The sequence below is a fragment of the Bacteroides sp. OM05-10AA genome (assembly GCF_003439055.1).
Taxonomy (GTDB): domain Bacteria; phylum Bacteroidota; class Bacteroidia; order Bacteroidales; family Bacteroidaceae; genus Bacteroides; species Bacteroides intestinigallinarum.
Genome location: NZ_QSUR01000025.1, coordinates 19,908 through 43,409, shown reverse-complemented (window position 1 = coordinate 43,409; position 23,502 = coordinate 19,908). Strand labels below are relative to the sequence as shown.

At 42.8% G+C, this 23,502-nt stretch carries 12 protein-coding genes; 2 read left to right on the top strand and 10 right to left on the bottom strand.

Features of this window, described 5'->3' with window-relative positions; genetic code table 11:
- Positions 1–4: 4 nt before the first annotated feature.
- The 9 genes from DXB58_RS18445 to DXB58_RS18405 form a co-directional block, all read right to left on the bottom strand.
- The gene (locus DXB58_RS18445; protein WP_122137804.1) at positions 5–5,584 is read right to left on the bottom strand and encodes a carboxypeptidase-like regulatory domain-containing protein; all 5,580 of its coding nucleotides are present in this window, start codon (positions 5,582–5,584) and stop codon (positions 5–7) included.
- A 324-nt stretch (positions 5,585–5,908) separates the two neighbouring features.
- Positions 5,909–7,027 carry a toxin-antitoxin system YwqK family antitoxin gene (locus DXB58_RS18440; RefSeq protein ID WP_008999771.1) on the bottom strand — a complete coding sequence of 373 codons (1,119 nt, stop codon included), beginning with the start codon at positions 7,025–7,027 and terminating at the stop codon, positions 5,909–5,911.
- A 149-nt stretch (positions 7,028–7,176) separates the two neighbouring features.
- The gene (locus DXB58_RS18435; protein ID WP_004311736.1) at positions 7,177–8,064 is read right to left on the bottom strand and encodes a carbohydrate kinase; all 888 of its coding nucleotides are present in this window, start codon (positions 8,062–8,064) and stop codon (positions 7,177–7,179) included.
- Between the two features lie 35 nt (positions 8,065–8,099).
- Positions 8,100–9,269 (bottom strand): MFS transporter, encoded by a 1,170-nt coding sequence (locus DXB58_RS18430; RefSeq protein WP_074637871.1) that lies wholly within the window; start codon positions 9,267–9,269, stop codon positions 8,100–8,102.
- Between the two features lie 101 nt (positions 9,270–9,370).
- Positions 9,371–11,197, bottom strand: a complete 1,827-nt coding sequence (locus tag DXB58_RS18425) for a GH32 C-terminal domain-containing protein (protein WP_122137803.1) — start codon at positions 11,195–11,197, stop codon at positions 9,371–9,373.
- 125 nt (positions 11,198–11,322) lie between these two features.
- Complete coding sequence (locus DXB58_RS18420) at positions 11,323–13,272, bottom strand: DUF4960 domain-containing protein (protein WP_122137802.1); 1,950 nt, start codon at positions 13,270–13,272, stop codon at positions 11,323–11,325.
- 37 nt (positions 13,273–13,309) lie between these two features.
- Entirely contained in the window at positions 13,310–14,440 is a 1,131-nt protein-coding gene (locus DXB58_RS18415; protein ID WP_122137835.1) for a glycosyl hydrolase family 28-related protein, read from the bottom strand.
- Positions 14,441–14,462: 22 nt separating this feature from the next.
- Positions 14,463–16,220 carry a RagB/SusD family nutrient uptake outer membrane protein gene (locus DXB58_RS18410; protein WP_122137801.1) on the bottom strand — a complete coding sequence of 586 codons (1,758 nt, stop codon included), beginning with the start codon at positions 16,218–16,220 and terminating at the stop codon, positions 14,463–14,465.
- Between the two features lie 24 nt (positions 16,221–16,244).
- Positions 16,245–19,328: a TonB-dependent receptor gene (locus DXB58_RS18405; protein WP_122137800.1), complete on the bottom strand. Its 3,084-nt coding sequence runs from the start codon at positions 19,326–19,328 to the stop codon at positions 16,245–16,247.
- Between the two features lie 277 nt (positions 19,329–19,605).
- Between DXB58_RS18405 and DXB58_RS18400 the strand changes: the two genes are divergently transcribed.
- Positions 19,606–20,457 carry a Bro-N domain-containing protein gene (locus DXB58_RS18400; protein ID WP_122137799.1) on the top strand — a complete coding sequence of 284 codons (852 nt, stop codon included), beginning with the start codon at positions 19,606–19,608 and terminating at the stop codon, positions 20,455–20,457.
- A 7-nt stretch (positions 20,458–20,464) separates the two neighbouring features.
- The gene (locus tag DXB58_RS18395; RefSeq protein ID WP_122137834.1) at positions 20,465–21,337 is read left to right on the top strand and encodes an aldose 1-epimerase family protein; all 873 of its coding nucleotides are present in this window, start codon (positions 20,465–20,467) and stop codon (positions 21,335–21,337) included.
- Between the two features lie 72 nt (positions 21,338–21,409).
- On the opposite strand, the gene DXB58_RS18390 is transcribed toward DXB58_RS18395, so the two are convergent.
- A complete protein-coding gene (locus tag DXB58_RS18390) occupies positions 21,410–23,290 on the bottom strand; it encodes a DUF4980 domain-containing protein (RefSeq protein WP_122137798.1) in 1,881 nt (626 codons plus the stop codon).
- Positions 23,291–23,502 lie beyond the last annotated feature (212 nt).

Sequence of the window (23,502 nt, the reverse complement as noted above, 5' to 3'; positions counted from 1 at the left end):
CGCTTCAATCATTCTCTTTCTTTCGTATATCTTTTGTATTTCTTTCTGTAATCCAAATTTCTCTCCCCGCATTATTTGCATTCACCACCGGGAAATACATCAGTTCCACTTTCACAGGGTTCAGCGTGTATTTTCCAGTAAAACGTGGAAGCAAAGGAACCGTAAACTGATAAGTACCTACCGGTAATTTTTCGCTAAAGATAACAGTTTTCTCTTTAAAATACTCACGATACACTTCAGAACGGGAGAAATTAACAGGTTTTGAGGCATAACTACAACCTGCCGGAACAGGAACTTCGAGCATCACATATTGCGCACCCTCCTGTTTCACCTGCAAGGTAACTGTCAATGTAACAGGTACACCCGCCACCAAAGAGTCTTTTTCCAAAGTCGCCTCCACCTTGAAAGCATCACTCTGACGAGCATTCATCACACGCTTCATTGAATAGACACTATACAATAAAGGCTCTTTTCCCGTTTTTGAAATAAGCAGACTGTCGCCTGCTGTCAGCCGGGCATGATAAGGAAATTCCGTAATTCGTTGATGATCCTTACCGCTCACAGACACCGATGTTCCTGACATCCCTCCGGAACCTGCCAGCAAATCGGTCAGAACAGTTGCCACAGCCGAAGAAGCCTGATACGTATTCCATCCGCGCTCCTTAGTCCGCAAAATATACAATTGCATATTTTCTTTCAACTTACACAGGGAAGGGTCATTTTTAATAATCCGGTAGGCTATCAATGTATTTATCATCTGATTTCCCTCCCAATAATAAGTACGCCGTCCGTCGTCACAGTAAACACCTCCCAGCATATCCTTTTTCAGATAAGGACGTACGCTATCACTCACATTCACCGAATCCACCTGTTGCTTGATTTCCCAGAGAAGCAGCTTCTCTTTCAAGTATGAAAGAGGACGATAATACTTGTTTCTATTTGCCAACGAGTCTTCTTTCTGTTCCAATTGCCGGACGAAAGGTTCCAATAATCTGACTGCCGAAGAATAATCCGCCTCTACTTTCCACTCATGCAGAGCATGAAGTATTTCTATATCTTCCTGTTTCATTCCTCGATAAGGACGCGTATGAGCATACTCCACTTTCAAACCGTTCAGATTCAACTCCACAGGATAACCTGCATCTTGCGCCATCTTCAAAGCCCGCAGGATATGCGCAGACATCCAGAAAGAAGTATTTTCAGAGTTCCCCCACCACGACCATAACTGATGTTTGTTCTGATGATTCGTCAGTCGATGGATAATAGGTCGAATTGCTTTATCTACTTTCACCTTTTCACCCTTACTCTGCATATACTGTTGGTAAGCCAGCAAACCGATTAACTTGGATGCCAGCTGCTCATTGCACAAATATTTGTATCCTGTCAAGTAATTCACCGATTCTTTATAGATGTCCAACTGATTGTCAGTGATACTTACCATCACTTCTTCATCCTCGCCGGATTGCACTTTGACCGTCTTTGCATCGGACAGAATACCCAATGTGCCCTCTGCCAATTCAGTTCCCTGTGGCAGTATCGGAATCGTATATTCCTCTCCATCCTGATAGCCATCGTCGCGAGTGAAAAGATAGCTGATGGTCACGCTATCGGTATGAGCTGCCTGCATCGGCACTGTTTCATGAAATCCCTCCATGAAACTCACTTCCTGCCGTTTCAATGTATCCGTTCCGACGCAGAACAGTGTTTTTCCGGCTATGTGCTGCCCATCCAGATAATTGCGGATAGTCCCGACCATCGTACTCTGATCCCCCTCCACCAGGAAGCGGGGAGTTTTCAACTCCGCCATCAACGGTTTGTAAGAACGGACGGAACGTCGGAAAGTACCCGTCTGCAAACGACGGTTCATGCCATAAACGACAGTTTCCCATTTCGTCACATTATCGGGGAAAGTTGTTTCAAACTGCACCGTTCCGGTTTTATCCGTAAACAAACGAGGCTGCCAGAAAGCCACATCCGAAAAATTCCTACGTAAGCCATTCAATTGCATCAGTTCATTATACAACTGTTCGTTATCCGCTTCTTCTTTCGCTTTCTGACCTTGCTCTTCCAGTTTCTCCAAAGGTGCGGTTGCAGCAGAAGAAGAACCGACCATTAATCCGGCAACAGACCCCGTCAACGAAGATCTTGAACGCATGCCGTATCCTACAACGACCACTTCCTCCAGCGCCTGACTATCTTCTTCCAAAGTAACCAACAGATTGGCTCCGGGAGTTGCTCTCATCTCCTGCTGTTTAAAGCCGACATAGCTAAACAAGAGCTGATCCCCTCCCCTGTCACAATCCATTTCGAAATATCCGTCCATGTCGGTGATCGTTCCCTCCGTCGTTCCTTTCACCACCACGCTACACCCGATTAAAGGCTCTCCGGTAGCATCCGTCACATAACCGGAAACTTTACCGCCATAATTGCGTACATACTGCCTGATTCTCATTTCCCTGTGACCAGGAAAGTTTGTACCGATCCTGCCAATTCCTCTTCCCAGCAAGAGCCACCCTGCTGACAAAGAATCGCGTTCGTGTAGAGGCAGAGACTCCATATCTACATCCAGATAGGTATATGATTGTATCGTCAGAGCATCCTGTTTCAGATACTTTCCATTGTTATAAAGCAAAATCGCATCATACGTTCCGGCAGGAAACTTGGAATATATTCTATTCATTTGCACCAAGGTATCCGGATAAATCAGTTCTCCGGTAGTGCAGTCTTTAAAGAGCAAGTTAGCCACTCCGGTAGAATCTTTTTCTTCCGGAAGCCGGAAATTCAACGTCTTATCCGGCAGGGAGAAATAAATCCGAGTGGGATGCCAACTCTTTCCCTTGCGAAGTTCGGCCACCAGACTACGGAATCTTTCCGGTGATAAATGGTAATCATTCAAAGTCGGAATCTTTGCCACAGACGAAAAATTCAGATAAGCCGGGCACAGTTCCTCATCCTTATATTTATAAACCACATTGCCCTCGAATTCATAAGAGAAACCTCCCTCATGCCGATACAACACACCATTCATATATTTCCAAGGTCCCGGCTCCACAGGACCTGCCAATATCTTCTTCTTGTAGCGCGACAGCTCCATGAGTGAAACCGGAAACAGCTTTCCATTATGTTCGAGCGAAGTATATACCGCCCCATCCATCACCGGAAGACGGCAAAGATACCGTTCATAACGCTTCTTCTCTTCCGAAGTAAACTTATACTCATCATATTTCCCTTTCCTCTGCCGCAACCAGACTACTTCCACTCCTTGCGGCAACTGATTCATATCGAAACTTAAAATCGTTTTCTTGCCCCGGTCGAAAGCCAGAGAATCAATGATGAAAGCCCTGTCGTGCATTCGCAACGTAATCTTCTGCTTTCCCGACGGATGCAATACAGGGAAAGAATACTGCTTAGGCTGTTCCGTCCACGAAAAATAGCAGGGAACATCGTTCTGCTCAATCACATAGATATTCACCGCCCGTCCGTTCAGCATCACATAAGGAGCAAACTGGGTGGTTCCATCCGGTGTATCAACCGTCTGACGGAACAGATTTCCCGAAGGATAAGCAAACTGATAATAAGGCAACTTATCCAAATGAAGCAACTGGTTCCAATGCTGATAATCCAATGTGCCCGTATGTAGATACTCTTTTTGCTTCATTGAGTAGGAAGCACGTTGCTCGCGCGGACGGGGTGCACTCCCGTAATAGGGTAAATCGGGTACGTGATAATCCAGCTGCGTGTTGACCGCAAAAGCTGTCAGATCGACGTTGGATACCGGACGCCCTTGTATATTGGTCACGTTCAATTTTGTTTTCACTTTCTGACCGGGATACACTCGTTCCGGCAAATCAGATTCAATCACCAGCCGTTCGGAGGGTGAAGTGTACGAGCGTTTCAACATACATTCCTTATCCCCCATGAAATAAAATACTTCTACGTAATAGACGGAAGAGGGATCGATCTCTCCGGATTTGTGTTCCATCTCTTTTCCCGAACCTTTCTGCAACAGGCGGTTGCCTTGATACACATACCAGGAAAGTTCCAGCTGCAAAGGATTGGAAAGGGAGACACAGAACGAATCTTTTTCTATGCCGCCATTCAGTTCCAGTTTGGAGTCAAGTGCGGCGGAAGCAATCGTCGTTTCATATCCTGTTTCCGGTATTTTGAAACGATAGTCCGTCACTGCCTGATTAAACGGTTCGCGATAGGGCAAACGCACTTTCTTCACTTCTTTCTTTTCACCATAAGTCAGTTCGGCCGCCACAGGACGCTCCACTCCCAGGTCGAAGAATGAAAAGCAAATGGTATCCGCCTGCGTAGTGCACTGCATATCATAGCACGAATAGTAGAAAGTCGCTTTGCTCTGCTGCTCCAAACGGTTATTGTCTGCCGTAAGCAAAACTACATTCACCGTATAGAAGCAATCGGAAGCTCCGAATATCCGAGCAGGAATATCTACCGAGGCTTTCCCGGAAGCATCCAGTTCCGCCTGCACGGACATCAGTGTATCGGGCAAAGAAAGTATCTGCGCATACGACTTCAGCACCTGCTGTCTGCCGACAGTCACTTCTACATTCACCTCCCGCAAAGGAAGTCCGTTGGCATCCGTTGCACTGATATCCATGCGGTTACTCTGCGGTGCATATTGCACATTCGAAGCCAGCTTCACCAACAACTTGTTTCCGTTCAGTTCGTAGTCTTCATATTTGAAATTGGTGGAGGCTACGATGCGTCCCCGCTTATCACGAAGCTGTACAGTATATCTCTGATCGAGCTTCAGATTCAATGAATCCGCCAACAGGAATTCTCCGGCGAAGCCTCCCGGATGGTAAGGGACGACGGACATTATCTTCTTATAGTCACGCCAGGAAGAACCGACACGCATCCACAATGAAAGTTCCTGTTTCAAAGGGCGTTTATGTTCGGAAAGAGCATAAGACTTGAAACGGACAGTTTCTCCCGGTCTGTATTTATTCTTGTCAGTAATCAGGTAACTATAAAACTCCGGTGCATCTTGCCGGCCATAATCATTTTTATACCAGGGTGGTACAAGGTGTTTCCTCAAATCGAATACCGCACGAAACTTATCCACTTCAACCGTCAGGATATGCTGTTCTTTCTGCGACCAGTTATCGTCAGTATACGTCTGACTGTCTTCATCGTAATAAACAGCCTTGCTGCCTACCCGCACTTTGGCGTCTTTCCTGATAGTTCCCCCGGCATCAACCACCTGCAAGGTAAGTACACCATACTCCTTGAAAAGGAAAACATGAAAAGGAATCACCGGAGCATAACGGTAATGAACTTCGTTCCGCTCTACATCAGCCAGCAGAAAATGCCCTTTGACCGGAGGGTTGCTCCAAGCATCCGTGAAACGGGCAAAAGGAGTCTGCTGTATTTTATCCCATTGTTTCTGTCGGAGTTTGCCTTTGAGAAGTTTCAAAGCCTCTTTGTTAGTCAGTTCGAAAACGATTGTTTCGGGAGAGGTATCATCCCAGATCATCGGTTGTCCGAATGCTCCATTGGCAAAAAGCAGGACTCCCAATAACAACAGGCTCTTTAGCTGGCATAGCATTGTGTTCATAGTATTCGATAGATTGATTGAGAACAAAAATAGAAAATAAAACTGTGAGTATGCTATAATTCACTCGATTATTCGCAATCTTATCCCTTGAAAAAAAGTAAAAATGGTCCCCTATATTTACGCGGGAACCATTAACAAACGTATAAAGGGTAATACGAACACTTAATTGATGTTATAAAACATCTCTTTTTATTTGGATTATTTGCAAAGTTGACAGAAGTCCGTATCTTTGCAATGTGTTTTTCATAGTATTAGATTTAAGGTTAACAAAGGTTGGAGCAAGGCGTTGCTCCTTTTTTTATGCCTGTACGTTTCGTATCTCATTTAATTTTCTTCCCATTCTTTCTCCAGTTTACCGTCAATGTCATAGCGTTTCCAACGACCGACGCGATGTCCGTTTTTGTATTCTCCACATTCGCGCAGCTTATCGTTCTTCACATAACGGGCCTCATAAGAACCATTCGGACGTCCGTTCACATACGTAGTTATCTCCCAATAGTCGAACCGGTTACTTACTACTAACTGGCGCTCTTTTCCGTTCAATCTGCCTTGCTGGTAGGTTGCTTCGTATTTCAATTCGCCATTCGCCGGGTTGTACTCCCGATATAATCCGTCCTTGCGGTCATTCTTCATGTAATATTCTTTTTCCCGGGTTCCCTTAGTAGGGCTGAACAAGACTTGCAATCCGTCTTCTTTTCCATTCTGATAAGTTTCAATCGTAAGCGTGTCACCAGTTTCGGCGAATTTCATCCATGCTCCTTCTTTCTGCCCGTTCTTGTAGCTACCCAGTACGTAAGGCGCTCCAAAGGTAAACATAGAGGAAAATTTACCCTCTTTCAATCCGTCTTCATTATAATAAATCGTTTCGTAGAGTTCGTGAGTACCTTTCATGAAAGTATATTGCTTGCCTACCTGACGACCATCTTTGTAGTTATGATCCATCCGCAAGGTTCCATCGGATTCGTAGGACAAATGTTTGCCATGCTCTTTCCCCATCCGGTAACCTTTCTCCGTCTCCACCTTTCCGGTAGTAAAATAGGTCTTGCTCGTACCGTCCAGCTTACCTTCTTTATATGACTTCTCTTCTTTCAATTTACCATCAAACTTAGAGTAAATCTTGAACAGCCCCTGTTTCCGTCCCTCCTTGTAAGTGCCCTCCGTGATGAGAATATTATCCAGATATTCTTTATAGCTGCCATCGTAAAAGCCATCTTTGAAAGAAGCCAACAGATAGGCAGAGTGGTAACCGTCTATGATGCGGTGTTCATCGTTCAGTGGATTTTCCGTTGTCAGGTCACGGTACAAAAGTCTGCCATCTCCTACGTTAACGACAGATACCTGGTCAATTTTATACTCTTTTTGTGCAAATAAAGGAAGGGTCATACATAGAAGTAAAAGTACATTCCAGCTTCTTGAGCGGAGTAAAATAGAAACATGTTTCATAAAGTGACATTCTCTTTTTAGTTATTATTTGTGTGAATCGCACAAAGGTATACAATTAGCACAAAAATCCAACAATAAAGGGGAAGAAATGAAAAAGGTATACCCCATACTATGAGATATACCTTTACTCCTTTGTATTTATAGAAAAATTACATCAGTCTATCTTTCAAAACCTGCGGAAGTTCGGGCATCGCACCGCTCTGTGTGCAAACATAAGCAGAAACCTCGACAGCCAGTTTATGCGCTTCGGGCACCGGTTTTCCATTGAGAATGGAAGCACAGAAAGCAGCCGTAAAAGAATCGCCTGCGCCCACTGTGTCGGCAACCGGTACTTTGGGTGTCTCCTGGAAAGAGACAACGCCCGGTGTGAACACATAGCTGCCATTGATGCCGCAAGTGAGAATCAACATCTTCAGGTTGTATTTTGCCAACAGAATCCAGCATTTATCCTGCAAATCGATACCGGGATAACCAAACATACGGCTGATAGTCACCAGTTCTTCGTCGTTTATCTTCAGGACGTTGCAGCGGCGGAACGATTCACGCAATACCTCTTTTGAGTAGAAATCCTGGCGGAGATTGATATCAAATATCTTGAGCTGTCCGTCTATATCAGGCATCGTATCCAGAAAGCGGTTGATAGTGGCACGGCTCACGTCATTACGTTGAGCCAGCGAACCGAAGCAAACAGCACGTGTGCTCAAGGCCAGACGTTTCAGCTCATCCGTAAAGGGAATGTTGTCCCACGCCACGCCCTCTTTGATTTCGTAACAAGGCACGCCCTCGTCATCGAGCGTCACCTGCACCGTACCGGTAGGATAATCTACTTGTTCGATCTGCATCTTCAACTTCTTCTCGTTGAATACTTTCAGAATTTCTTCTCCCAGTTCATCCCTGCCTACGGCACTCACTACACGACTGTCAAAACCAAACTGTGATACATGATAAGCAAAGTTTGCCGGAGCACCACCGATTTTCTTTCCTTCGGGCAACACATCCCAAAGTGCTTCGCCCATTCCTACAATTATATTATTCATGATATACGGGTTTTATTGTTTCCAAAGTTATAAAATTATTTTCTGATACGGAACGTATAATACAAGAGATAAAGCACGCCCACCGTCATTACGGCGATAGCACCATTCTGTCCCATGGAAGTATCCGAAGCCACTCCCATTGCCAACGGAAACACCGTCCCGCCGAAAAGTCCCATAATCATCAAGCCGGAAACTTCGTTTTTCTTACCCGGCAGATAAAGCAATGCCTGCGAGAAGATAACGGAAAATACATTGGAGTTGCCGAAACCAATCAAGGCTATGCAAGCATAGATAATTGCCTTTTCATGGAAGATAAACAAACCGATCATGGCAATCAACATCATCACTACACTAATGCCGAAGAAAGATTTCGGAGACATCTTACGCAAAATGAAAGAACCCAGAAAACAGCCCGCCGTACGGAAAATAAAATAAAGACTGGTTGCAAAAGCAGCATCATCCAATCCCATGCCGATGCGCTCCATCAGAATCTTCGGGGCGGTAGTGTTCGTACCTACATCAATGCCGACATGACACATGATACCAATGAAACAAAGCAGGATAAACGGTTTACCAAGCAGGGCGATGCATTGTCCGAAAGTAGACGGTTTGCCATCTTCTTTTTCCTCTTCAATCTGTGTGACATTGAGCAGAAGAATAGCGATGACAGCTACAATCATATAAATAGGGAACAGGATGCGCCAGCCTAAATCGAAAGTCGGAATGGCCTGTGTCGCTCCCCACATGGCGATATAAGGTGCCAGGAAAGAAGCAATGGCTTTCACAAACTGACCGAAAGTCAGACTACTTGCCAGGCGGTCGCCACGCACGATATTGGAAAGTAACGGATTCAGAGAAGTCTGCATCAACGCATTTCCAATGCCTAGGAGGGAGAAGGAAATCAGCATCAGCATATAGCTGTCGCCGAAAACGGGTAGCAACAGAGAAGCGAAAGTCACAATCAAACTAAGCAATACGGTTTTCTTCTGACCAATGCGGCTCATCAGCATGCCGGTGGGTACGGAGAAAATCAGGAACCAGAAGAATACCAGTGACGGAAAGATATTCGCCTGTGAGTCCGACAGACCAAGGTCTGCCTTTACGTAATTGGAGGCAATGCCTACCAGGTCAACGAATCCCATGGCGAAGAAGCAAAGCATCACCGGGATTAGTTTGGAGAGGGAAGAGTTTTTACTGTTTTCCATTATTTTATCTTTTATATGATGAATTCTGTTTCCATAGGGCGGAGCACATAACCCTACGGCAAAGAAACGAGGAAAGAGCGCATAGAGTAAGGAGAATGAGCTTATTTCTTCAACTTGTAGATCACAAACGAATCTACTTTATACGCTCCTCCTTTACTGTAAAAGTCGATATGAGTGTAAGGTTCCGACGGGAACACCTGATTAGTCATCACAAAACGTCCGCCATCACCAAAGGCTTCCACACTGGATTTGTCGACAAACAGACGGAGTTTCAATTCATCTTTTCCACTTTCAATGGCCGTCCAGGTCAACATTGGGAAGTTCTCATTGAAACCTACATCTCCGCTCTTGCGGCGGTCCATCGAGAATTTCTTTTCTTTCATGTCATATTGCATATCCACTTCTTCGCCTTTGTCATTGTAGAGACGGAAGCCGATTACATCCGCATGTTGATTTTCGATAGTCAGTTCTATTTCGTATGCACCCTCATTGCCGGCAATCATGTCTTTGATGGTACGCGTTCCGTTCACTTTGAACGAGCGTTTCTTGGAGATGTCACGCAGTTTCAACAGTTCGGGAGAGGGAGCAGACTGAAGATAAGTCTCGCCATCTACGGTGAACAGGCTCAAATCGCGAGGAACAGAGTTCGGGCTACGGTATTGAGAGGTAGGAACATCGTTTGCATATTGCCAGTTGCTCATCCATGCGATAGCGATGCGACGGTTGTCGGGAGCATCACTCCAAGTTACAGTGGCGTAATGGTCTTTTCCCCAGTCCATCCATTTGGTTTTGGAGGGTGATTCATTTACAAATTCTTTTCCGTTGAACGTTCCGACAAAGTATTGAGTGGCACTTCCTCCGAAAGGACCTCCGGGATTCAAATTACAAAGCAGTACCCATTTCTTTTCGTTCGTGCCGTCTACTGGAAGTTCAAATAAATCAGGACATTCCCAAACACCGCCATGTGCACCTTGTCCTTCACCGAAACTACTTTCAAAGGCCCAGTCTTTCAGATTGGAAGAAGAGAATATTTGCATTTCCTGTCCTACTGCCAACAACATAATCCAACGTTGAGTCTCTTTATGACAGAATACTTTCGGATCGCGAAAATCACGGGCATCAGACGTCAATACCGGATTATTTTCATATTTTGTAAAAGAACGTCCATTATCTGTGCTATACGCAATACTTTGTACTTGTCGGTCACTATTCTGCGTATAAATTGCAACAATAGCACCCGCACCGAATCCGGCAGTATTATCAGTATCTACTACGGCCGAACCGCTGAAAATTGTACCAAGCGCATCAGGGGTAATAGCATCGGGACGATGTTCCCAATTTATCAGGTCTTTACTGATTGCATGTCCCCAATGCATATTGCCCCATTTGGAGCCATAAGGGTTGTGCTGGTAGAAAAGGTGATATTCACCATCTTTATATACCATCCCATTGGGATCGTTCATCCATCCGTAGAGAGGTGAGAAGTGGTAGGTGGGACGGAACTTTTCACGATTGCCCGTATCGAACGTATCGGACAATTTCATTTCTTTGCAGCAAACAGCGGAAAGTTTACCCCGTATCGGATCATTCGAACCTAATTTAAATTTCAATAATATGTTTTTACCTGCATAGTCCGAAAGATCCAGTGGAACAAAATAGTCCACTCTGTTCACTGCCAGGCGAACATCCGCAACGTTCACCTCTTTATTATTAACGATCATGCTGACACGTACATCAGGCATAACCTCCTCTACGGGTAAAAGCAAATAACGTTGATTTGTATTTATATGTACCAGGCAATGTCCTTCACCCAAATCTTTTATTAATAAAGAAGAAGTATCGGCTGAAGCATCCGAAAATGAGAAAATCATCATAACCAGAATTGTCAAAAAGGTCTGTACTTGTTTAAACGAGAATAATACATTCATGTCAGATGGTATTAGAGTTAATTATTAATATTCATTGTCTTCTATTTGTTACCATGCAAAGATAGGCGTAACGGATAGTTACACCTATCACTTTTGTTTCAGAAGATAGAAAAAATGTTACCTATCTATTTCTTAGCGCTTAGATAATGCAATATATTCTTCGTCATGAGCACAATATTATCTTGATAAACGTTAAGATTACTATTCTGATTCCATTCATAAGCAGCGAGCCCAAGGGCTATACATGTACCTTGATATTCCGCTGTCGAAGCAAATTCCACCATTCCGGCACAACAATAATCCGTCACGTGTCCCCACGTTGCTAAAACGGTAGCATTGTTTTCTTCTTCAAATGCCTTTACTATATTCCCTGCATTGGGATAAAGACCGGGGAAACCATAAGAGTTCAAGTCCCACATACAATTATGGTCTTCACGTCGTCCGGGACCGATCAGCGGGAACGTTTCATGAGAGAATTGGTCGGAAGTAACCATACCGGCAAACACTGGATGACTCCGATGATCATACTCCATTCCGATGTTGGCATTAATCGTCCAAACGTCCGCGCCATCTCCTCCTTCACCATCTGCAAATATCCCTGGAGCCCGTTCGGTACGCCCCAATGGTACAACCAACTGAGTCGCATGATTACTCAAGAACAGATTCCCTCCATTCTTATAATACGTAGTCAAGGCAGCGATCGCATCAGTAGACAAAGGTAACTTATCCCATCCGGCTCCAATGCCTACACGGTCTATATGCACCCAAATAACATCGTAAACAGAAAGATCTTCACTAGTCAACATGGCAGGAGTGACAACTTTACCATTCACAAACTGTTTCTTGAACCATGCATAAGAGGCTTTTTCATCATCATCTTCTATCTCTTCGGGACTATTATACGTTATCACATAAGCTGCATTTGTCAAATCAAGCCCGGACGGTTTCACCTTAATATTTTCTTCCGTTACTCCGCAATCTATCACTTCGGATAATTCGCTGATATAAAATACTTGATTGCTGTTTTTATCTTCTATCGTACAATCTGCAAAACGATTATTTTCTCCTTCCGCAGCATTCACTGTAGTGGGATTTTCTATACCTTCACTCCAAGATACATTTATGGTGTTCGACGTGAAATGATTGTATTCACCTTTCACATGAATTACCCCATAGTCGGCTTCTTTGCCATTGAGTTGATTATCGCTCTGGTTTACCGTGAATAAGTTATCACTTAACAAGTTGTTTTGCCCGCTTAATTCAAAGAAAGTCATTTTGTTTCCGGTAAATTCATTATCCGAAATATTCACTCGGCTACAGCCAGTAAAGTTGGCACACCAATCGTCATTCGCCGTTAGTTTGTTGTGAGAGAAAATCAGATTACTTTCTCCCGAAATACGTGCAGCCACACCGCCTTGCGATGAACCGAAAGCAGAATTGGTCACCATATTTTGTATGCCACCATTCATTTCAATGCCATTCACAACATCGGTTGCATCTATCCGGGCTAATGTAATGGCATCACATCCTTGGAGTTTAACGCCCTGATACATATTTTCCATCTTAATATTGAAGAAATGCAGGCGGTCATTGTCATGCTCTACATAGATTCCGGTTCCTTGGTGGTCGGCTTTCCCCACAAGGGTAAGTCCGCTTACCTCCACCCCGCTAATACGATTTTTACGTCCGCCTATATCGGCAACAGGAGCCACATGTAATGCATATTCGGCATTTCCAAGTACCAAACGACTGCCTTTAGCGTCAGCAACAGGAACAACCGTTTCATCATTCACACCTTTCAGTGTTACAAAATTGCGTGTAAGCTGAATGGGGCTATCCAGGCGAAAAGTTCCTTCGGGAATAAGTATCGTTCCTCCCTCGGGTGGGAGATCGGCTATAATAGCATTTATAAGATCTGCACAATCGGTAGATCCGTCAGTCGGAAGCCCGAATTGCGTTATATCTATTATCTTCTGACCTTTACATTCATCGCAAAGCGCATAAGTATCGTCATTACTGCAAGATGTGCCCAACATCAGGAACAATCCGCTTATCAAGAATTTATTTATTTTCATGGTGTTACTATATTAATAATGGTATAGGATGAGGAAATTATTCTATTATGCTCACCTTATCAGATGATACACAATTAGAGACTTCAGTTTCTGCGTTCACCAAGAATACCCGATAGCTCTCCAAATTATCTATAAAGCAGTTCTTGAACACGTTGCCTGTTCCTTGAGTGGCATTTACAGCTACAGCATCAGCATAAGCCCATTCACATGATAAACTGTTGGACACAAACGTATTGTTGTTACCTTTTACATTGATTATACCAAAATCATCGCCATGGTCGAGCATTTGATTCTGAACTGCTCCTGTAAGCCAAAAGATGTTCTTATTTACCCGATTGTCATCGCCACTCAACACAAGAATACCATTATAGTAGCTTTTGAAATTATTACCTTCAATAACACTATTATTGCAATCATCAAGCACTAAATTTTCACGTCCATCAGGGTAGACCTGATTATTAAGGAATGACAGTTTGTTCACTCCCTGCGCTTTACAGGTTATGCCAGTGGGCTGTGCACCTAATTGACAATTCTTTATAATCATATTCTCACCACCAATCAGGTCGATACTATTAGGAAGTTCACATACCCAGCAGTTGACTATCTGCATATTTTTTGCCTGTTCTATCTTGATGCCGGTATGCAGATTTATGCCAATAATATTAGAAAGTATTCCATTATCGCTCGTGCCTGTAAAATGTATACCGATGTTCTTGGCTTCCGTCCCACCCGACACCATCAGATTCATAATCTTTAACCCCTTCACGTCTGTTTCTACTTTTATAGCTGCTTCGGCATTACGGGCCACTAGTTTGCTTCCACCACCAGGTCCCAGCAGATCGTTGATTCCATTCACGTCAATATTGCTGCGCATACCGGGATTTAATCCCTTAATCGTCACATTGTGCTTATTAATCACAATGGGAGCATCAAGTACAAAATCACCTTCGGGAATAACCACCACTCCCCCTTCGGAAGGTAAGGAGGCAATTGCACTATTAATGGCTTTCGAACAATCTGTCTTTCCATCACCAATAGCTCCGAATGTGGTAACATCACCTTCGATTTCAGTATGAGTGCCATAACATAACAGGTTATCATCACCGTCGCAAGCTGTGAACAAGCACAGACAGAAAGTGCTAATTAAATATCTCTTTAGTTTCATCATATCTATATTTAAGGAATTCATATTAGTTAAACTTACCATATCCAGGGTTCTGCACATAATTACCTTCAGAGAAATTATATTGCGCATTGGGGATAGGCAAATATTCATCTCTGCCACGGACGAATCGAGCACCCCGATAATAAACGCGTTTGTTTTGCTCCACACCAATGTAACTGTTCATAGTTTCCGCAGCAACACCCCAACGTACTAGGTCGAAGAAACGGTCTCCTTCCATAGCAAACTCCATGCGACGTTCCCAACGTAGTGCTTTGCGGGCTAATTCTTGATTCCAGCCTTCAGAAGGGTATTCACCAATCAGGTAATTAGCCGCATTCAGTTCTGAATCCTTAAAGTCTTTTACATAAGGACTATTCTTGGCACGCAGACGAATACGGTTAATGATTTTGCGGGCTTCCTCCAGTCCGGCAGCTTCACCTATTTCTATCAGCGCTTCAGCCTTCCACAACAACACGTCGGCATAACGGATAATCTGCCAATTGAGATGGGAAGCCCCCCAAGGCCAACCTTGGAACATCTCGTCACTCTCCGGAGAAATATAGAAGCGTTTGGTACAGTTGAAACCATATTCGCCACTGTTACGCACCCAATTTGCTTTACAAGGCTCGACAGTATACGTTTTCCAAGTAATACCCGGACGACCGGTTACGAAATCCAAACGAGGATCTACAGTTGCGTCAACATTAGTGAGTTCACTTCCTTCATATATTCCATAGTCATCGGTGTTGAAGGTATCAAACAAAGGCAATCCATAGGTATCTGTCTTATAAGCATTGATTAAGTTTTGGCTGGGTAAGAAAAATCCGTCACCACCATAAGGACCTTTAGGGGCATTGAGCAGATTACTCCAGTTTATGTTTCCGGCACCATCGGTTTCATCATCCATCGAATATTGTACGGCAAACACAGACTCTACCCCATTCTCATATTCCAATTGATCGAGTTTCTGAAAATCATTCAAAAGATCATACGTCTTTCCTTGTGCACCCACCTTGTCGCAAAGAGTCACCACTTCAGCCAGCAACTGCTTGTCAATAGCAACCACTTGGTTATTGTCATCTTGTTGATAGGCCTGATAGAGTATGGCTTTAGCGGCATAGGCATAGGCTATGTTCTTTGTGATACGACCTACTTGAGATTGAGTATCAGGCAAATCGTCGGCAGCATCAAGAAATTCCTGTGCTATTTTACCCAAAAGTTCTTCACGGGTATACTGGTTGTTGGGGATGTACTTATAGTCATCATTTTCCACATTTTCATCAAAATAAGGCACTTGCTTGAAAAGGCGAACCAGTTCGAAGAAGAAGTGTGCACGAATCACCTTCATTTCGGCTTTACGACTTTTAAGTATCGACAAAGAGTTCTCATCAAGCGTGTTCATTACTCTTAATGCGCTGTTACAGCGTTGTAAACAGCAATAGAGTTGAAACCATTTTTCGTCGGCATTACTCCATGTAGCATCTATTTTAAAGGTTTCAAGCAGCGTGCAAAAGTCACCATCATTTACACCGCCACCGCCTTTGTAAGCATTGTCCGAACGTACTTCGCCATACGTCCAATTCGTCATTGGTACCCAATGCGTCTCACGATTGGGACCTTTCAATCCGGCGTAAGCCGAAGTAACCAAGAGTTCTACACCGTCGGCCGATGACAACAAATCGTCATTGAGTGTACCCTGCGGTTTAATATCAAGAAAACGGCTCTCATTGCAACTTGCCAATAGTGCCATAACACCTGCTGCAAAGATATATTTCAATTTCATAATGTTCTGTATTTAGGATAAAAATTAAAAACCAAGTGATAGACCGAATGTATAAGTGCGAGGCTGAGGATATGGATAGCCCAGTCCTTCAGGGTCGGCACCCGTATAATTAGTCAGTGTGAAAACATTCTGTGCTTGCAGATACACACGCAAATTGGAAAGACGTGCTTTCTTAATCCACTTATCCGGGAAAGTGTAGCCCAGCGTTAAAGTTTTCAGTTTCACGTATGAACCATCTTCGATAAAGAAAGTAGAGCTGCGTGTTTCTACATTATTATCCACCACAGTCAGTGCAGGGGTATCACAATTATAAACTCCGGTTTGCTCATAATCATTCCAAGCATGCATTGCATCCATCAGACGTACAGAGTGATTACCTGTCCAGCCTTGGAATAGGTCGGTATAAAACTTAGAGTTATTCCATGCATCGCGAATCATACCATTGAAGAATGCAGAAAGATCAAATCCTTTGTAAGATGCACCGATATTTAAACCACCGATAAATTTAGGTTGATCGCTACCTTGCCAATCCATATCGGCAGTATTGATGACGTTGTCACCATTAAGGTCTTTGTAGCGAATACGTCCCACACCGGGAGCTCCAATCTGTACATCATATTTGCTTAAATATTCATATACCTCTTGCTTTGTTTTGAATACACCATCGGCTTTATATGACATCCATGAGCCATAAGGTTGTCCCACAATGGTTTTGTCCACACCGTTACCACCTCCCCAAGTATATTTGATAACATCCGGCAGTTCGGTAATTTCATTCTTATAATAAGAGATGTTGAACGAAATATCATACTTGAAATCCTTTATTTCATCTCGCCAAGTAAAGGTTGCTTCCACCCCGCTGTTATCCATACTGGCAGCATTATACCATTTATATCCACCTTCGCCAATCACACCTATATAAGGTTTTTGAATTAACATACCAGTGGTCTTCTTCTGAAAATAGTCCAAAGTCAAGCCCAAACGGTTATCGAAGAAAGCGGCATCAATACCAAAGTTCAGTTGCTTGGTCTCTTCCCACTTCAAGTCGTTGTTACCCGAACGATCTTTCTGTACACCGGGCACGACTGTTGCACCATCACCATTGAAGTTGTATGAACCATTGGACATGTTAGTGTAATAAAGGTTGTAAGTAGCATTGTTGTCAATCTGGTCATTACCATTAATTCCCCATGATGCACGTAATTTAAGGTCTGAAAGCCAGTTTTGCGTACGTTCCATAAATTTTTCGCGTGACATTCTCCAACCAGCTGATACAGAAGGGAAGATGGCTGAATTGTTCCCTTTACCAAAACGTGAAGAAGCATCACGACGCACTGTTCCTGATATGAGGTACTTATCATCGAACGCATAGTTCACCTTACCAAAGTAAGAAACCATAGCATAAGTAGAAGCATTGTTACCCACGCTTTTTCCTTCGGTCACGGTGTCCAGATAGCGATAGTCAAGGTCTTCTATCACCAATCCGCGACCATACCCCTGCAAATGCTCACCATTTTCTTTCTTAGCTTCGGTTCCTATCACAGCACTGATATTATTCTTCCCGAAATCTATGCTATAATTAGCCGTGTTCGACCATACCCATTGTACACTATTATCCTGTCGTACGGTCAGTTCATTTACATCTACCTTCCGATCGGCTTCGCTCCATTTTGGGACAAAGGTTGAGTTGAAACCGGTAGTATAATTCAAGCCAAATTGACTCTTCAATACCAGATTTTTAATAGGCTCTACTTCCAAATAAACATTACCAAAGATACGCCAGCTTTTGTGACGATTATTGGCTTCGTTGTCCGTCAAGCGAATGGGATTCGGTTTATCTCCCAATATATCCACATAACCACCGGCGTACCCTCCGTTTTCATCGTACACAGGAATGGCCGGATGCTGCGCAATAACCAATTCTTCTATACCGGCAGGATTAAGATGTTCCAACCAATGGTTCACTGAGATGCTTTCCCCCACACGTACTTTACCATCCACAAAGCGGAAATTAGAAGCTAAACGCGAATTAAAGCGTTCGTAGTCTGTATTACGGCAAAGACCATCTTGATTCATATAGTTTAAGGTAAGAGCCACATTACCATCCTTAAATCCTTTAGAGAGGGAAAGGTTATAATTCTGCATCAAAGCCGTACCAAATATCTCCTTTGCCCAATCAGTATTGCCCGACTTTATCTTCACTCCATTCTGGTCGAAATAATATTCTTGCAGTTGGGCTTTTTCTCCATTTCCATAGACAACACTGTTTGGATAGGTTCCAAAAGTATTTTTATAGGCCTGCCAATAAACATCACCCCATTGATAAGCGTCAAGCATATCAATACCACCGGCAAAAGTCTGGGCAGTGAGCGACATATCAAAACTTACCTTTACATCGCCTTCCTTGGCACGTTTTGTGGTGATGATAATGACCCCGTTAGCGGCCTGAGCACCATAGATCGCAGCAGACGCTGCATCTTTCAACACCTGAATGGATTCGACATCATTGGAAGAGATGATAGAAGCTACATTGTCATGTGTCTGAACACCATCTATCACATAAAGAGGGGAAGAATTGTTAATGGTAGTAATACCACGTAATTTAGTATCCGTGTTTCCACCGCCGGGTTTACCATCAGTTGTCACGTTCATACCGGCTACACGCCCCTGCAAGCCTGACATCACATTACCGGTAGGTATATCCGCTACCTCTTTCATCTTCACTACGGCTACCGAACCTGTCAGACTGGCTTTCTTTTCAGCCATATAACCTGTCACAACCACCTCATCAATCATCTTAGCATCTTCTTCCATCACTATCTTCAAGGAAGGTTTAGCGGCAATAATCACTTCCTTATATCCTATATAAGAAATAGCCAATGATGCATTTGCCGGTACACTAAGAGTAAAGTTTCCATCTAAATCGGTAATAGTTCCAGTTGATTTAGAATCATTTTGCACTACGGAAGCACCAATAATCGGTTGCCCATCAGTCTTTGAAGTAACGTTTCCCTTCACCGTTATGTTTTGTCCCCAAAGGACTGACATGAAAGTAAACAGGAAACAAACGCTGCAAAGAAGTTTTTTGTTCTTCATAATACTAAGCATTAGTTTGATGTTATTAAATTAAAAGTACGAATTTTATCTTTATCGATAATGCAAATTACGGTTGATTTACGTCAATCGACTAAAAAAAATGTTTCAAAGGCTGTAACATTTGTTGCATAGAACGCTATTTTATAGGGTTTTATACAGATTTCTTTTTAGTGCGACAATTATAGGACTTATATTCTGTTATAAGTATAGAAAATGCTACCTTTGTGTAGTAATATAAGCCCTACAAAAAGGACTTTTTTTCGATAAAAGATAACTAAAAACAAAATTCATGACTAAGCAACAAGCTTTAAAACTCTTCGAAGAAAAAAGGGTACGTACAGTATGGGATGATGAACAAGAGAAATGGTATTTTTCAATAGTAGATGTAGTAGCAATACTAACGGATAGTCCCAATCCCCGTAATTATTGGAAAGTGCTAAAACACAGACTTAAAAAAGAAGGAAACGAGTCGGTTACAAACTGTAACCAACTGAAATTGGAGTCAAATGACGGCAAACGATATAAAACCGACGTTGCCGATACCGAACAACTTCTCCGCCTTATTCAATCTATACCTTCTCCCAAGGCAGAACCTTTCAAACTATGGATGGCCAAAGTTGCCAGCGAACGTCTCAACCAAATACAAGACCCCGAATTATCCATCGATCAGGCTTTAATGGATTACAAACGGATGGGGTATTCTGACAACTGGATTAATCAACGTCTGAAATCAATAGAAATCCGCAAGGATTTAACTGATGAATGGAAAAAACACGGATTACAGGAGGGCGCTCAATTCGCTACACTCACGGATATTATTTACCAGACGTGGTCGGATATGACAGCGAAGGAGTATAAGCAGTTCAAAGGATTGAAAAAGGAAAATCTGCGGGACAATATGACTAACAAAGAGTTAATACTGAATATGCTTGCTGAACTTTCGACTAAAGAAATCTCCGAAGCCAATAATCCGGAAACGTTCAAAGAACATATAGATGTTGCCCATCAAGGTGGAGAAATAGCCCGCAATGCACGACTGGAACTTGAAACTAAAACGGGAAAGAAAGTAATCTCTCCCTTAAACGCAAAAAGTGGCATTCTCTTAAAAGACGAATCTAATGATAATCCAACAAATAAGTAAATACGATATGAAAACAATCTCCAACGAACAACTTACCATTCAAGTATCTCCTCACGGAGCTGAACTTTGCAGTATCTTCGCCAATGGAAAAGAATATCTGTGGCAAGCGGATCCTGCTTTTTGGAAACGTCACTCTCCTGTCCTATTCCCTATTGTCGGAAGCGTATGGGAAAATGAATATCGCAATGAAGGGATTCCTTATACACTTACCCAACATGGATTTGCCCGCGACATGGAATTTACGCTTGTTTCCGAAAAAGAAGATGAAGTATATTACCGTCTTATCAGTAGTGAAGAGACTTTGCAGAACTATCCGTTTCCATTCTGTCTGGAAATAGGTTATCGCATTCAAGGAAAGCAGATTGAGGTGATATGGAAAGTAAAGAATACCGGTGACAAAGAAATGCATTTTCAGATTGGGGCACATCCTGCTTTCTACTGGCCGGAGTTTGATGCGAACAGTTTAGAAAGAGGGTTCTTCGGATTCGACAGGAAAGACGGTTTGAAGTATATTCTTATTTCTGAAAAGGGATGCGTTGATCCTTCTGTTGAGTATTCCTTAGAGTTGACAGACGGATTGTTACCATTGGATACTCATACTTTTGATAAAGATGCTTTGATCTTGGAAAATGAACAGGTTCGCAAAGTTACCATCTATAATAAGGAGAAACGGGCTTATTTAAGTTTACACTTTAATGCTCCGGTAGTCGGCCTTTGGTCGCCACCTGCAAAGAATGCTCCTTTTGTCTGCATCGAGCCTTGGTATGGACGTTGCGACCGCGCACATTATACTGGTGAATATAAAGATAAAGACTGGATGCAACACTTGCAACCAAGTGAGATATTCCAAGGAGGATACACGATTGAAATTAATGAGTAATCAACAAAAGTAGCTGCCAGATTTCACATCTGACAGCTACCAACACCTAATTCTAATCTACAAAAACCTAACTTATAAACCTAACCGATACACATTGAATGAATTGACATTAAACATACCTCCCTTGCTATAAAAACACATACGGTTGTATGGTTCCGACGGAAAAATGAGATTGGTCATTGCTATCTTTCCTCCGTTCAGGAATATTTCTACAGAACATTTATCAACAAAAACATCCAAAGCATATTTATTTTCTTTCTTTATCGGTGCCCAGGTAGCTAATGCGAAATCATCAATATAATTGATAGAAATCGTCTTTCTGCGGTCATGTGCTTCTATTTCATGAGGTACGCTGTTCTTTCCGAAATCTACGATACCGCTTTTCGTCCGATCCATTACCAGTTTCTTTTCCGGAAGATTGAAATAAATGTCCACCTTTTCACCTTTATCATTAAAGAGACTGAATCCCATAATCTCCGCTTCACCGGTAGTAATCTCCAATGCTAATTCATAAGCTCCGTCATTATCAGCCAATAAAGAATCAATATGATAATCATTGGTTATGGTGAAAGAAGGAATCTCCTTGTTTTCTTTCCGCAAAGTTTTCGTCTCCGCCACCGGAGCTGCCGAAAGATAGAGTTCGCCATCCTGTGTATAAAGCCCCAACTCGCGCGGCAACGCATTGGCACTACGGAACTGTTTTGTCGGAACGATATTGCAATATTGCCAATTACTCATCCAAGGTACAGCAATCACACGATCACCGGTATTCGAGAAACAAACGGTGGCATAATGATCTTTGCCCCAATCCAACCATTTCGTGACATTTGGCTGATTGTCACAAATAAATTTCATTCCATCAAAGTCTCCTACAAAATATTGAGTTGCACTACCACCGAAATAGCACCCCGGATTTACATTCACTATCAATGCCCATTTCTTGCGGTTCGCATCTCCATTTACCGGAAGTTCCACCATGTCCGGACATTCAAACTGACAAGGTTGCATTCCATAGCCCTCACCGAAACTGCTCATATAATTCCAGTCTTTCAAATTCTTAGAATCATAGAAACGCATTTCTTTATCAGCAGAAACAATCATCACCCATTTATTCTCCGGTTCATATCGGAAAACTTTCGGGTCACGGAAATCTTTTAATCCATCCGAAGGACGCAGGACAGGATTATTTTCATATTTCGTAAAGGTGCGACCGTTGTCATTACTGTAGGCCAGACATTGAATCTGCCCATTCTTATCACTGGCAGAAGTGTAAAAAGCCAGGATAGAACCTTCTCCATAACCGGCTGTATTCTCTTGGTCGACAATAGAACTTCCGGAAAAGATATGTCCCAATGTATCGCGGGCAATGGCAGGAGCCAGATGCTCCCAATGCATAAGGTCTTTACTGATAGAATGTCCCCAATGCATATTTCCCCATTTGGAGCCATAAGGATTATATTGATAATATAAATGATATTCTCCATCTTTATACACCAATCCGTTAGCATCATTCATCCAGCCATAGAGGGGAGTATGGTGATAAACAGGACGAAATTTTTCCGTATTGGTTGTATCAAACGTATCGGATAACTTAATTTCTTTCCAGCAAAGTGCATCCTTTGATTTATTACGGATATGTACGGTAGCCGTTTTGACATCGGCAGGCAGAGCGAACGGAACAAAATAATCTACTTTATCCTGTGCCAGACGAATATCCATATAAGTATCGGCAGCATCTCCTGTGTTCAGGCAGACCTGACTTTCTTCGCTTTCTTCTTCTATCGGAAGTAGCAGATAATGGGTGGGATTTGTTATATGAATCACAGTCAGGCTATCACCTTTCTGTTCAAGGGCGAATGTACTTTTTGTTGTGTGGCAATAAGTTAGTCCATAAGAAACTGCCAGCGCAAATACTGCGCCTTTACATAGTTTTATCCAGGGGGTTGTTTTCATGGTAACAAAGTATTCCTAGTTTATACAAGCATTTAATTAAAAAGACACTGGCAAAGATAAGGGCTATCTTCGCCAGCGTCTATAAACTTTGTTTCAAAGGATATCAAATTTGATACAAATCTCAAAAATATTCTTTCTATCAGGCAAGAAGAGTCGAATAAAGACAGATAACCTCTTTGTTTTCCTGAATTAATTTTTCTACTTTTGAAGCA